Source organism: Micromonospora sp. 15K316, from assembly GCF_004348525.1.
In the GTDB taxonomy this organism is placed as follows: Bacteria; Actinomycetota; Actinomycetes; order Mycobacteriales; family Micromonosporaceae; genus Micromonospora.
On sequence record NZ_SMKG01000163.1, the window covers coordinates 1 to 13349 of the forward strand.

The window sequence follows — 13349 nt, forward strand, 5'->3', positions numbered from 1 at the left end:
CGCCCGCACCCCCGCCGACCCTTCTCGACCCCCGCACCTCCGACCTGCGGAATCGGCGACGGCGCAGCGCCACACCATTCACCATCGATTGACATCAATCAACGTGCCGGATAGCGTCCCCCGACGACGACAGCTACGGGGGCGAGCTCGCGTACCGCAATTCTCCAGTGCGGCCACCTCCCGTTCTGGCGTGCCCCGACACCCCGGCAGGAAGGAATTCAATGAACCATGGGACGCGCATTCTCGCGGCCGTTTCGGCGGCGACGCTGTTCGCGCTCATCACACCGTCCGCCGCCCAGGCGGCAGCGCCAGGGTCGGATTCCGCGAGCGGGGCCGTCGTCGCCCCGACCACGCCGCGGGCCGCACCGACGGCCGCCGGCGGGGACATCGCCCCACTCGGCAACTGCACCGCCGGCATCTTCTGCGGCGAGGTGAAGAACCGGCTCGGCCGTTCCGTGAAAATCTCGGGCAACTGGCCGTCGAACACGAAGACCATGATGCTTCCGGCGGGCGCCGGCTCGGGTTCCGACTCCAGCAGTTACTACGAATTCCGGGACACCGACGGATTCCAGGTGCCGGCTGGCTATTACTACACCGACACGGTCGGAAACAAGTACTACCCGGGCTGGCACAAGGTCAACGACCTCCAGGAGGTCACTCTGAACGGCTGGTGCGACCTGGACTTCTGCGACTGACGTCGCAGCGAACCGAAACCGCCTGCCGCGCCCTCCGCCGGCACGGCAGGCGGTTTCGCGTCCCGAGAGGACGCGCGGAACTCATCGTCCGTCGCGCCGGCGTGCGGACTTGCGGAGCTTGCGGTCGTCGCGCAGCTCCACGTACGGCTCCTCGTCGGCGTCGTGGCCGGCGGAGATCGCCCGGCCGCGCTCCAGCTCGGCTTGGAACTCGGCCCCGAGCAGGATCGCGATGTTGGTGAGCCAAAGCCAGACCAGGAAGATGATCACACCGGCGAGGGTCCCGTACGTCTTGTTGTACGAGCCGAAGTTGCTCACGTAGACGGCGAACAGCCCGGAGACCACCAGCCAGAGCACCACGGCCAGTACCCCGCCGGGGCTCACCCAACGGAAGCCGCCGTGCCGGGCGTTCGGCGAGGCCCAGTAGAGGATCGCGAACATCAGGCTGACCAGGACCAGCAGGACCGGCCACTTCGCGATGTTCCAGACCGTCACCGCCGTGGAGCCGAGCCCGATCGCGTCCCCGGCCGCCCTGGCCAGGCGACCGGTGAAGACCACGATCACCGCGCTGACCAGCAGCATCACCCCGATCACGGCGGTCACCCCGATCCGGGTGGGCAGCGTCTTCCAGATGGGTCGCCCCTCCGGCACGTCGTAGATGGCGTTCGAGGCGCGCATGAAGGCCGCGATGTAGCCGGACGCGGACCAGAAGGCGCCGAGCAGACCGAGCACCGCGCCGGCGCTGGCCAGTCCCCCGGACTTCTGCGCCTGCTCGATCGCCCTCTCGAGGATCTGCTGGATGTTGCCCTGCGGGATGGCCTGACCCACGGTGTCCTTGACGCCCTCGGCGGCCCCCGGCCCGAGCAGGCCGATGATGGAGATGAGCACGAGCAGGCCGGGAAAGATGGAGAGCACCCCGTAGTAGGTCAGCGCGGCGGCCCAGTCGGTCAGGTTGTCCTCCCGGAACTCCTTCACCGTCCGGCGCAACGCCGCCAGCCACCCGGTGCCCGGCAGCTGGGCAGGGCTCTCCGGGCCCTCCTCCGGCCCGGCCGGCTCCCGGGTCCGCTGGGGGCGGTCGGTGGCAGACCGCGCGGCGTCGCCGTCACGGCCGGGTCCTCGGCGGACGGGCTCGTCAGCGGCCATTCACCCCTCCTCGTCGCGTATGCCTTGCGGCAATGCCCCGAGGAAGCGGTGGGTAACCCTCTACCGGTAGAGCAACCGCCCCATCCGGCGCGCCGCCACCAGCAGCCCCACCGCCACGACGAGGAGCAGGTAGAGCACGTCGATGAGCCACGACCAGCCCCCGGCGCCGAGCGTGACGTCGCGGACCAGATGCACCGACCGGTAGAGCGGAGTGACCTCGACCAGCCAGCGCAGCACGGTCGGGTAGGCCTCGGCGGGGACGAATGTGCCGGAGAAGAGGAAGAGGGTGAACTGGGCCGAGCCCATCAGGTCGAAGTCCTGCCAACTGCGCAGGAACGTGGCCAGCGCCATGCCCGACGCGCCGAACGCGAAGCCGACCAGCACGGCGGCCGGGAGGGCGGTCGCCGCCCGCGCGACGGTGGTCAGGTCCATCACGGTCATCACCACCAGGAAGGCGGCCGAGTAGGCGCTGCCCCGCAGCATCGCCCAGCCCAGCTCCCCGAGAGCGATCTCGAACGGCCGCACGGGGGTGGCGATCACCCCGTCGTACAGCTTCATGTACTTCATCTTTCCGAAGAAGTTGAACGTCGTCTCGGCGAGCGCCCCCGTCATCGCCGACGACGCGAGCATGGCGGGGGCGACGAACGCCGCGTAGCCCACCGTTCGCCCGTCGGCGAGGCTGAGGTCGCCGACCAACGCGCCCACGCCCACCCCGATGGAGAGCAGGTAGAGCAGCGGCTCGACGAAGCCGGAGACGAGCAGCAGCCAGTAGACCGACCGTAACGCCGCGATGTTCCGCTCGGCCACGGAGAGCGAGCGCCGGGACGCGGCGGAGACGTCGATCAGCCGGGGCAGGACCAGAGCGACCACTATCGGCCTTCCTAGACGACGAGCCGGCGGCGGAACGCCCGGCGGGCCAGCAGGCCGCCGGCGAACGCCCAGGCCGCGAGGTAGAGCAGGTGACCGGCGACCGACCACTCCGCGGCGACGCCGAGCGTCGCTGCCCGGCACAGGTCGACGGCGTGCCAGAGCGGCGTCGCGAACGCCAGCCAGCGCAGCCCCTCGGGCAGGTTGTCGACCGGGAAGAACACCCCGGCGAAGAGGGTCATCGGGATGACCGCGAAACGGAACAGCAGGGCGAGCCAACTGTCGCTGTCGACGGTGGCACTGTAGGCGAAGGTCGGTGCGGCGACCGCCAGGCCGAGCAGCGCCGCCACCGGCAGGGCGGCCGCCGCCCAGGGTGACCGGAGCGCCCCGAACAGACCGGTGACCAGCAGGAACGCGGCGATCGTGGTGAGCACCCGGAACATCACGTACAGCAACTGGCCGGCGAGGATGTCACCCACCCGCAGTGGTGCGGAGCTCTGCGCGTAGTAGGTCTTTATCCATTGGAAGTTGCTGAACACGGGCCAGGTCGCGTCGCCGAGCGCCACCTGCAACGCCGTCGAGGCGATCAGGCCGGGCACCAGCCAATCGAGATAGCTCACACCGCCGACGCCCTGGTCGATGTAAGCGCCGACGCCGACGCCGAACCCCAGCACCGTCAGGACCGGCAGCAGGAAGGACGAGAAGACGCCGGCCCGCCAGGTGCGCCGGTAGGCGACGAGGTGGAAGTTGAACACGGTGAGCGCCGGCACCCGTGGCAGCGCCGGTCGGGACCGCTCCCGCACCGATGGGGTCACGCCCACCACGACCACCCCCCGACCCGCTCTCCGCCGTCGCAGCCTTCGTACCCGAGGGGTACGACAGCCGCCGCCACCCTACGGCCGCCCGGCGTCCGTGTCGCGGCAGTTTCCGCCACGCTTCCGGGTGCCCTTCCCGTCACGGCGGGTGACGACGAAGCGCGGGACGGTGATTCCGCATTCGCTGGACAGCCTTAATCTACATAGGTAGTCTTGATGCGTGGAGCCACTCGGACGCATCGGGGCCGCGACGGTCGACGTCCTGCGCGTACTGCTGGACAGCGACCGGCCGCGGTGGGGCCTGGAGATCATCAAGCTGACCGGACGCCCCTCGGGCAGCGTCTATCCGCTGCTGGAGCGGCTGGAGCGCAACGGCTGGCTCACGTCGCACTGGGAGGAGGTGACCGAACGCCGTGGCCCGCGGCGGCGGATGTACGAGCTGACCGCCGAGGGCGCCGTGGCGGCGCGGAGGGTGAGCGCGCAGGCCGCCACGCGGGAGGCCCGGCAGCGGCTCATCCGCCCCCGGGAGGCCTGATGACGGCGTCCGCCCGCGTCGCACTCACCGTCGTCCGCTGCGCCGCGCGCCTGCTCGCCCGCGACCGGCGCGCGCGCCACCTCGAACAGTGGCAGGCCGACGTGCACGGCGCGCCGGAGCTGGGTCTGTCTCCGCTACGGCTCGCCGCCGGCATCCTCGGCGCCGCCACCGTGATCACCGTCCTCGACCGGAAGGGAACCCGGACCATGCAGCCCATCGGCCCTCTCGCCCTCGCCCTGCGTCTCGTTGGCGGCGCCAACGCCAAGCGCCGCGCCGCCGCCCTCGCCGCCGTGCTCACGCTGACCCTGCTGGCCGGCGCGGGCCTGCTCATCGCCGGCTGACGCCGCGGTCCTCGCCGGACCGTCCGCCGGAGACCGCGACGCCGCCGGTCGCTGGTGTGCGAAGCCCGTGGCTCAGCCGCGGACGCCGCGCACCAGCGACCGGAGGGCGTAGCCGAGCAGCAGGGCGCCGGCCCCGGTGCCCACGACGACGCCGGCCGGCACCGCCGTCAGCAACCCGGTCAGCAGCCCGGCCAGCGCCACGGCGCACGTCGCCACACCGAGGTGTCGCAGCAGCGGGTTGCCCAGCAGCGGGGCGAGCGGGAAGAAGTGCAGCCCCACCACCGCGCAGACCAGGACGGGGATGTACTCCGGCCACCCGGCGACGGTCAGCGCCGCCGCGCCGAGCCCGGCGAGGGCGAACTCGGCCAGGACGATCAGGAGGTAACGACGGTCATCCGCCCGGTCGCGCGGGCCGGCTGCCGCACCCCGGGACCGGGCCGTGACGACACCACCGGCGACGGCGGTGAACAGCGCCGCCACGCTCCCGGCCACCAGCAGGCCGCGCAGTGGCTGCTCGGCGGCCGGCACGCTGAACCAGACGGTGGCGAAGACGCCGAGGTAGAGCGCCGCCAATCCGTCCTGATGCCGTAGGCGGACCTCCACACCGGACACTCGTTCACCTCCGCTCACCGGCGCCCGCCCAGCCGAACCGGCCGGACGCCCGGAGCGATCTTACGGGTGCCCACCCGGCCCCGTTGCCCCTCAGTCGACGAGCGTGCGGCCGGTGAGGTGCAGGAAGACGTCCTCCAGGCTGCTGCGGCGGACCAGTACGTTGGCCGGGTTGAGGCCGAGCGTGTGCACCTCGGCCACCGCCGCGTCGCCGTCGGCGACGTAGAGCAGGATCCGGTCGGGCAGCACCTCGACCCGCTCGCCGAGCCCGTCGAGCTTGCCGGCGAACGCCTCCTGCGACTCGGCGGCGAAGCGCAGCTCCACCACCTCACGGGTGGAGTGCCGCTCGATCAGCGCACGGGGTGACCCCTCGGCGACGATCCGGCCGCCGTCCATCACGACCAGCCGGTCGCAGAGCTGCTCGGCCTCGTCCATGTAGTGCGTCGTCAGCACCAGCGTCACGCCCTGCTGCTTGAGCCGGAACAGCCGCTCCCACACCAGGTGGCGGGCCTGCGGGTCCAGCCCGGTGGTCGGCTCGTCGAGAAGCACGATCTCCGGCTCGTTCACCAGCGCACGGGCGATGGTGAGCCGCCGCTTCATGCCACCGGAGAGCGGCTCGACCTTGCTGTCGGCGCGCTCGGCGAGCTGGACGAACTCCAGCAGCTCGCCGGCCCGCTGCCGGGCGACCCGACGTGGCACGCCGAAGTAGCGGGCGTAGGTGGTCAGGTTCTCCCGGACGGTGAGTTCGGGGTCGAGGTTGTCCAGTTGGGGACAGACTCCGAGCCGGGCCCGGATCGCCGGCCCGTCGCGGACCGGGTCCATGCCCAGGATGCGCAGCGTGCCGCCGCTCGGCGGGGAGACGCACCCGATCATCCGCATCGTGGACGACTTACCGGCGCCGTTGGGGCCGAGGAAGCCGAACGCCTCCCCGGGGAGCACCTCGACGTCGATGCCGTCGACCGCGGTGAAGTCACCGAACCGCTTCACCAGCCGGTGGGCCTGGATGAGTGGCTGAGCCCTGGTCACCGCCCGACCCTAACCGCCGGGTCCGACAGCTCCACCCGATTTACCCGGGCGGCGCCACCCCCGCAGGCCATCAATCAGCGTGTATCTTCCCTCTGTGGCGTCCACCCGCTCCCCCGACGGTTCGCCCCCGACGCCGCGCCGGCCCGCACCGGAGGAGGCGGTGAACGGTCCCGACGGGTCCACCCAGGGGCGGGTCCGCACGCCCGAGAAACCGGCAGCCCCCGGACGGACCGTCCCTGCCGCCGTCGACGAGACGCCGGCCGAGCAGCACGGTGGACGGTCCGGCGGAGCGCCGCGGCCCGATCCGGACGCGCTGCCCGAGCTGGCCGCGCAGTTCGAGGACGAGAAGCCCGGCCGGACGCTCACCGGCGCGACCAACCTGCTCGTCGGCGCGGCGGCGGTGGCCGTCGGTCTGCTCGCCCTCTGGCAGGTGTTCCGGCCGTTGCCGCAGGGCAGCAAGTATTACCTGATCGTCTTCCTCGCGGGTGTGCTGCCGCTGGTCTTCCTCGCCTACCCTGCCGGTTTGCGGCTCCCGGCACGCCGCCGCCCGGGAGGACGCGCCGGCTCGGGTGGTGAGCAGGCGGACGAGCACATCGGAGCGCGGCCCGCGCGGCGGCGGTCCGGGGCCGGCGGCGCCGGCCGGCGGATCGAACGGTCGGGCACGGTGAACCGGTCCCGGCCCACCGTCGTGGACTGGTCGCTCGCCGCGCTCGCACTGATCGCCTGCCTGTACCCGGTGCTGCCCATTGCGTTCGGCTCGGGTGGTGGCGGCTACGACGCGTTCCTCGACCGGCAGGGGCTGCTCGCCCCGGCCGACCTGGCGATGGGCACCGTGCTGCTCCTGCTGCTGCTCGAAGCGTGCCGGCGTACCACCGGATGGATCCTGCCCGCGGTGTGCCTGCTCTTCCTCGGCTACGGCTACTACGGCGGTCTGCTCCCGCAGTCCTGGCCGGTGGCGCACGCCGGGCTCGACTTCGGCCAGCTCGTCGACGCCTTCTACAACTCCGACAGCGGCTTCTACGGCACCCCGCTGGACGTCGCCGCGTCGTACATCGTGCTCTTCACGATCTACGGCGCGGTGCTGGATCTCTCCGGCGCGGGCCGGTTCTTCGTCGAGCTCTCCAGCGCGGCGTTCCGCCGGTCGCGGACCGCCGCCGGACGCACCGCGGTCGCCTCCGGGTTCCTCCTCGGCACCGTCTCCGGCTCGGGCGCCGCGACGACGGTCAGCATCGGCGCGGTGACCTGGCCGATCCTGCGGCGGGCCGGCTACCCGGCGGAACGGGCCGGCGGCATGCTGGCCGCGGCCGGGGTGGGCGCGATCCTCTCCCCGCCCACGCTCGGCGCGGCGGCGTTCATCATCGCCGAGTACCTCGGCGTCTCGTACCTCCAGGTGCTCGGCTGGGCCACCGTGCCGACCGTCCTCTACTACCTCGGCATCCTGCTCTCGGTGGAGATCGACGCGCGCCGCTCGGGCGTCCGGGCGGTCGTCGTGGACGCGGCCTCCCCGTGGCGGCTGCTCGGCCGGTTCGGCTACCACTTCGCGTCCCTGATCGTCATCATCGTGCTGCTCGCCGTGGGCATGTCGGCCACCCGGGCGGTGGTGCTCGCGACAGTGCTGGCCGCCCTGCTCTCCCTCCTGGACCGGGCGCACCGGCTCACCCCGGGCCGGCTGACCGCCGCCCTGGTCGGCGGCGTGCGCGGCGTGCTGGCGGTCACCGCGGTCTGCGCCGCCGCCGGCATCATCACGGCGACCACCACGAAGACCGGCCTCGGCCCGCAGGCGGCGGCGTTGCTGGTGGACGGCGCCCGGGCGGTCAGCGACGACCCGGCCGTGGTGCTGGTGCTCACCGCGGTCCTCGCCGCGGTCGCGCTCACCCTGCTCGGGCTCGCCGTGCCGGTCACCGCCTCCTTCGTGATCGGCTGGGTGATCATCGGACCGGCGCTGCTCGACCTCGGGGTGGCCGCCCCGGCCGCCGCGATGTTCGTCTTCTACTTCGCGGTGCTCTCCGAGGCGTCCCCGCCGACCGCCCTCGCCGCCGTCGCCGCGGCGGCGGTCACCGGCGGACGGCTGGTGCCCACCATGTGGCAGACCCTGCGCTACGCGCTGCCGGCGTACCTCATCCCGATCGCCTTCGTGATCACTCCCGCGGGGCTCGGGCTGCTCGGCATCGGCGGGCCGCGTCAGGTCCTGACGGCCACCGTGGTCCTCGCGCTCAGCGTCGCCGTACTCGCCGTCGCGGCCGGGGGCTGGCTGCCCGGCGTCGGACCGGCCGGTACCCCGGAACGGGTGCTCGCCGCGCTGGCCGGGGTGGTCCTGCTCCGGCTGGAGCCGGTGGCGGTGGCGATCGGTGTGGGGCTGGCCGCCGTGGCCGTCGCGGGGGTGCTCGTACGCCGCGGATCCGCCGGTCGGTCCGGTGGGCGGGCCGGGACAAGTGCTGAGCTCAAGGAGGTAACACAGTGAGCGGGAAGAAGGTTCGGCTCCTCGCGGGCGTGAGCGTGCTCGCCGTCGCGGCCGCGGGGCTGGCGGGTTGCGGCGGCCGGCAGGGTGGGGCGGCACAGGACGACACGGCCAGCGAGGTCACCTGCGAGGTGGCCCGGGACACCCGGGTCGGCATCGCGACCGGGAACTCGACGGGCGTCTACTACGTGGTCGGCAACGCCCTCGCCGGTCAACTCCCCGCCGCCACCGGCGGCCGGCTGACCGGCACCGCCGCTGAGACGGGCGCCTCGGTGCAGAACATCGAGCAGCTCGTCGCGGGTCAGTACGACGTCGCCTTCTCCCTCTTCGACACGGCGGTCAACGCGGTCCAGGGCAAGGAGAGCTTCTCCTCCGCGCAGCCGGTGCAGGCGCTGGCCCGGATCTACGACAACTACACCCAGGTCGTCGTCCGCAACGACGCGGGCATCTCCTCGGTGGCCGACATGCGGGGCAAGCGGATCTCCACCGGCTCGCCGAAGTCCGGCACCGAGGTGATCGCCCACCGGCTGCTCCAGGCGGCCGGCCTCGACCCGGCGAAGGACATCCAGGCCCAACGGCTCGACCTCACCAAGACCGTCGAGGGGATGAAGGACGGCAGCATCGACGCCTTCTTCTGGTCCGGCGGGCTGCCCACCGGCGGGGTGACCGACCTCTTCACCACCGCCGGCGACCGGGTGCGGTTCCTCGACATCACCCCGCTGCTGCCGAAGATGGCCGAGCTGAACCCGGCCTACCAGGCGGGCACGATCGGCCGGGACGCGTACCGGACGGCCGCGGACACCCCGACCATCGTGGTGCCGAACGTGCTGCTGGTGCGCACGAACCTGGACGCGAACGTGGCCTGCGCCATCACGCGCACCCTCTTCGATCGCAAGGACGCGCTGGCCCAGGCGAACCCGGCCGCGAAGGGGATCTCGCTGGAGAACGCCCGGCGCACCGACCCGGTGCCGCTGCACCGGGGCGCGGAGAAGGCGTTGCAGGAGCTGGGCGCCCGCTGACCCACGGGTCGCCGACCGCTCCCGCGGCGTCAGACGTCGGCGGGGGCGGTCGCGGCCCGGGCCGCCTCCACCAGCCGGTCGGTCTCGGCGGTCACCTCGGCGTCGTCCGGTGGGGTCCCCGGGTCGTACCGGACGGTCCAGGTCAGGCCGTCGACGCCGGGGGCCCGCCGGGCGGCGATCCGGCCGGCGCCGCCGGGCACCCGGTGGTGCTGGGTGTACGCCACCGACCGGGTGACCCGCGCCCGCACCTGGTGCGGCAGGTCGCCCGGGTCGAGCAGCAGGTACGTCTGCGGGGCGGCGTCGGCGACCACCAGGTAGCCGTCCCGCTCGCCGACGTGCTCGGCCACGGTCAGCGTCAACTCCCGGCCGGACCAGGTCGCCTTGATCAGCTCGTGCCAGCCCACCCGCTCCGGCCGGCCGGGCAGCCAGATGCCGAGGTTGCTGGCGACCAGGACGGCGCCGCCCTCGCCGTCACCGGCCGCGGCCCAGGCGAGCACCCGTTCATCGCGGGCCAGGGGTGGCCGGTCGGCCGGGCGCAGCTTGGGTCGCCGGTTGAACAGTCCCATCTACAGTCCTCCCGCGGCCTGCTCCCGCAGCGCCCGGGCGTGCTGCTCCAGCGACAGCAGCTCACCGAAGAGCGCGAAGTACTCGTCCTTGTTGCTGATCGGGTTGATCCGCTGGATCCGGGACTTGAGGTCCCTGATCCGGGCGGTGACCGACCCCCACTGCAACCGGGCCATGGTCACCGAGACGTACCGGGGGTCCGGCTCGCCGTCGATGCGCAGCGGTTCGACGGCGAGCTCCGCGACGAGCGCCTGGCCGGCCAGGTCGGCGCAGGCGTCCCGGACCGATTCGATCCAGACCGCCCCACCGGCCGCCGCCACCGCCCCACCGGCCACCGCGATCGCCTCGCGTACCGCCACGTGGACGGGGTGCCGGTACTCGGCGGCCTCCACGGCGTCGAACATCGGCCCGGCGAGCACCGGCTGCTGGAGGGCGAGCTTCAACGCCTCGCGTTCGACCATCGACTGGGGGCTGTCCACACCCGGCTCGGTGGCCGGCCGGGACGGCCGGGCGGGCGCCTCCCGCTCACCGGCGCCCGAGGCGGCGCTCTGCACGGCCCGCTGCACCGGCTCGATCTCCATGCCGAGGTCGCCGGCGAGCTTGCGGACGTACTCGGGGCGCTTCTCCCGATCCTTGATCTTGGCGACCAGGGGCGCGGCCCGGCGCATCGCCTCCACCCGGCCGTCGACGGTGTCGAGGTCGTAGCGGCTGATGACGTGCCGGAGCGCGAAGTCGACAAGCGGCTCACGGCGGGCGACCAGGTCGCGGACGGCCAGGTCACCCTTGGCCAGGCGCAGCTCGCACGGGTCCATGTTGTCGGGGCTGACCGCGATGAAGGTACGCCCCACGAAGCGCTGGTCGTCGTCGAACGCGCGCAGGGCGGCCTTCTGCCCGGCCGCGTCCCCGTCGAAGGTGAAGATGATCTCGCCGGCCACCGCGTCGGTGTCGAGCAGGAGCCGGCGCAGCACGCCGATGTGGTCAGCGCCGAAGGCGGTGCCGCAGGTGGCCACGGCCGTGGTGACACCGGCCAGGTGGCACGCCATCACGTCGGTGTAGCCCTCCACGACGACCACCTTGCCCTGCTTGGCGATCTCCCGCTTGGCCTGGTCGATGCCGTAGAGGACGTGCGACTTCTTGTAGATCGGCGTCTCGGGAGTGTTCAGGTACTTCGGGCCGTCGTCGTCGAAGAGCTTGCGCGCGCCGAAGCCGATCACGTCGCCGGTGAGGTCCCGGATCGGCCAGAGCAGCCGCCGACGGAACCGGTCGATGAGCGAACCCGACCGGGCCGGCCGGGACAGCCCGGCGGTGACCAGCTCGTCGGCGGTGAACCCCTGTTGGCGCAGGTGCTTGGTGAGCTGGTCCCAGGCGTCCGGGGCGAAGCCGCAGCCGTAGCGCTCGGCCGCCGCCCGGTCGAAACCGCGCGCGGCCAGGAACTCGCGGGCCGGCCGAGCACCGGCCGTGGTGAGCTGGGACTGGTAGAACTCGACGGCCGCGGCGTGCGCGGCGACCAGCCGCTGCCGCTGCCCCTGCTGCGGCCGGCTCCGCGACGGGCCCGAATCCGTCTCGACGTACCGCAGCTGGATGCCGGCGCGGCCGGCGAGCCGCTCGACCGACTCGACGAAGCTGAGGTGGTCGGCGTCCATCAGGAACTTGATCGCGTCGCCGCCGGCGCCGCAGCCGAAGCAGTACCAGACGTTGCGCGCCGGCGACACGTTGAACGAGGGGCTCTTCTCGTCGTGGAACGGGCACAGCCCCTTGAGGTTGCCGCCGCCGGCGGACCGGAGGGTCACCGTCTCGGAGATGATCTCCTCGATCGAGGTGCGCTCGCGGACCAGCGCGATGTCCTCGTCCCGGATCCGCCCCGCCATCGGCCACCCCCTCGGGTTACATCCTGCCCTGCCGCGCCGGGGATGCGCCGCCGGGGGCACGCCGGGTGAGCCGGATCGCGAGCGGCTTGCCCGTTTCCGTCCCGGGTGTCGACCCGATCCGGCGAGCATAGGCAGATGAAGGGGCGACGGGGCGGTGCCAGACGATGGGCCCGATTGGCCGGCCGCGCGTTCGCGCGCCGGCCGACGGCCACCGTCGACGAGGCCGGCCACCGGCACGCCACCTGGTTCGAACTCTTCTTCGACGTGATCTTCGTGTTCGCCCTGGCGGCCGTGGTGGACCGCCTCGGCGAGGATCCCACCCCCCGGCTGGGCAGCGTGGTCGCCTTGTTCGGGCTCTTCCTGGTGGTGCAGTGGGCCTGGGTGGGACACGCCTACTACGCCACCCGCTACGAAGCGGATGACCTGGGGCACCGGTTGTTGCTGCTGCTCGCGCTGGTCGGCGCCGGGGCGATCACCCTCGGGGTGGACGAGGTGCCCGACGGCGAGATGCTGCCGGTCGGCTACCTGATCGTCCGCGGCGTGCTGCTCCTGCTCTACCTCCGAGCCCGCCCCAGCACCCGGGTGGCCCGGGCGGGCACCGCCGTCTACCTGGTCGGATTCGGGCTCGGCTGGCTGCTCTGGCTGGCCTCGCTGGCCGTCCCCGGGCATCTGCGGCCGGCGTTCTGGATCGTCGGGACGGCGATCGAGCTCGCCACGCCCTGGGCCGGTTACCGCTGGCTGAGCCGGTGGCCGGTGGACGTCCGGCACCTGCCGGAGCGGATCGGCCAGTTCGTCATCATCGTGCTCGGCAGCACGGTGGCCAATCTGCTCGCCACGGTGCCGGACCACCCGAACCGGAAGATGTCCCTCACCGCGGCGCTCGCCTCCGTCGTGCCGGGGGCGATCTGGTGGATCTACGCCGCCTTCGTCACCGGGGGCATCCCCATCCACCGGCTGCGCGGCGGTCAGCCCTACACCTACCTGCACTACCTGCTCAACGGCGGCCTACTGCTGCTCGGCTGGGCGCTCGGGCAGATCGTCCGGGAGGTCCACCACGAAAGGACGCTGACCGGAGCGGTACGCCTGCTGCTCGCCGGCTCGACCACCCTCTGGCTCGTCTGCGGGCTGGGCCTGTACTGGCTGGCGATCCGGGTTTCGGTCCGCGCCACCCTGGTCGCCGCGTACGGCATCGGCGCGGTCTGGGCGATCGCCTTGACCGTCACCTCGCCGTTCCTGACGCTCGTGTTGCTCAGCGCGGCGATCGCCGGGTACGCCGTGCTGCACACCGTTCTGCTCGGCAGGGAACAGCGGGAACAGGAGAGGGCAGCCATCCTCGCCGACTGACCCGGCGGCATCCGGCCCTCCGATCCCGCCCGGGTCGGCGAGCCGAGGCGGGGAGGCGGGGCGGGGCG

Annotated in this window: 13 protein-coding genes; 6 read left to right on the forward strand and 7 right to left on the reverse strand. The window is 72.7% G+C overall.

Annotated features, from left to right (window positions below):
• Window positions 1–221 precede the first annotated feature (221 nt).
• Window positions 222–695, forward strand: coding sequence for a hypothetical protein (locus E1211_RS23855; RefSeq protein WP_132351245.1), 474 nt, complete (start codon window positions 222–224; stop codon window positions 693–695).
• Between the two features lie 81 nt (window positions 696–776).
• Here the strand turns inward: E1211_RS23855 and E1211_RS23860 are convergent, their stop codons facing one another.
• From E1211_RS23860 to E1211_RS23870, 3 genes are read right to left on the reverse strand one after another with little or no spacing between them, the layout of a single operon-like run.
• A complete protein-coding gene (locus E1211_RS23860) occupies window positions 777–1835 on the reverse strand; it encodes a YihY/virulence factor BrkB family protein (protein ID WP_132351246.1) in 1059 nt (352 codons plus the stop codon).
• 60 nt (window positions 1836–1895) lie between these two features.
• Window positions 1896–2705 carry an ABC transporter permease gene (locus tag E1211_RS23865; protein ID WP_132351247.1) on the reverse strand — a complete coding sequence of 270 codons (810 nt, stop codon included), beginning with the start codon at window positions 2703–2705 and terminating at the stop codon, window positions 1896–1898.
• An 11-nt stretch (window positions 2706–2716) separates the two neighbouring features.
• Window positions 2717–3517, reverse strand: coding sequence for an ABC transporter permease (locus E1211_RS23870; protein WP_132351256.1), 801 nt, complete (start codon window positions 3515–3517; stop codon window positions 2717–2719).
• A gap of 220 nt (window positions 3518–3737) precedes the next feature.
• On the opposite strand from E1211_RS23870, the gene E1211_RS23875 reads away from it, so the two are divergent.
• Together E1211_RS23875 and E1211_RS23880 are read left to right on the forward strand one after the other, a co-directional pair.
• Window positions 3738–4052 (forward strand): PadR family transcriptional regulator, encoded by a 315-nt coding sequence (locus tag E1211_RS23875; RefSeq protein ID WP_132351248.1) that lies wholly within the window; start codon window positions 3738–3740, stop codon window positions 4050–4052.
• Window positions 4052–4393, forward strand: a complete 342-nt coding sequence (locus E1211_RS23880) for a hypothetical protein (protein ID WP_132351249.1) — start codon at window positions 4052–4054, stop codon at window positions 4391–4393. Before E1211_RS23875 ends, E1211_RS23880 begins: the two co-directional genes overlap by 1 nt.
• Window positions 4394–4465: 72 nt before the next feature.
• Here E1211_RS23880 and E1211_RS23885 read toward each other — a convergent pair whose 3' ends face one another.
• Both E1211_RS23885 and E1211_RS23890 read right to left on the reverse strand, forming a co-directional pair.
• Entirely contained in the window at window positions 4466–5005 is a 540-nt protein-coding gene (locus E1211_RS23885; RefSeq protein ID WP_132351250.1) for a hypothetical protein, read from the reverse strand.
• 90 nt (window positions 5006–5095) lie between these two features.
• Complete coding sequence (locus E1211_RS23890) at window positions 5096–6028, reverse strand: ABC transporter ATP-binding protein (protein WP_132351251.1); 933 nt, start codon at window positions 6026–6028, stop codon at window positions 5096–5098.
• Window positions 6029–6122: 94 nt separating this feature from the next.
• Here E1211_RS23890 and E1211_RS23895 point away from each other — a divergent pair, with 94 nt between their 5' ends.
• A complete protein-coding gene (locus tag E1211_RS23895; protein ID WP_243709668.1) occupies window positions 6123–8489 on the forward strand; it encodes a TRAP transporter fused permease subunit in 2367 nt (788 codons plus the stop codon).
• Window positions 8486–9505 carry a TAXI family TRAP transporter solute-binding subunit gene (locus tag E1211_RS23900; RefSeq protein WP_132351252.1) on the forward strand — a complete coding sequence of 340 codons (1020 nt, stop codon included), beginning with the start codon at window positions 8486–8488 and terminating at the stop codon, window positions 9503–9505. The genes E1211_RS23895 and E1211_RS23900 overlap by 4 nt, the downstream gene beginning before the upstream one ends.
• Before the next feature lie 29 nt (window positions 9506–9534).
• Here E1211_RS23900 and E1211_RS23905 read toward each other — a convergent pair whose 3' ends face one another.
• Both E1211_RS23905 and dnaG read right to left on the reverse strand, forming a co-directional pair.
• Complete coding sequence (locus E1211_RS23905; RefSeq protein WP_132351253.1) at window positions 9535–10071, reverse strand: hypothetical protein; 537 nt, start codon at window positions 10069–10071, stop codon at window positions 9535–9537.
• Window positions 10072–11937, reverse strand: a complete 1866-nt coding sequence (gene dnaG, locus E1211_RS23910) for a DNA primase (RefSeq protein ID WP_132351254.1) — start codon at window positions 11935–11937, stop codon at window positions 10072–10074.
• Window positions 11938–12072: 135 nt separating this feature from the next.
• Between dnaG and E1211_RS23915 the strand changes: the two genes are divergently transcribed.
• On the forward strand, window positions 12073–13281 hold the full coding sequence (locus tag E1211_RS23915; protein ID WP_132351255.1) for a low temperature requirement protein A: 1209 nt from the start codon (window positions 12073–12075) through the stop codon (window positions 13279–13281).
• Window positions 13282–13349: the final 68 nt, after the last annotated feature.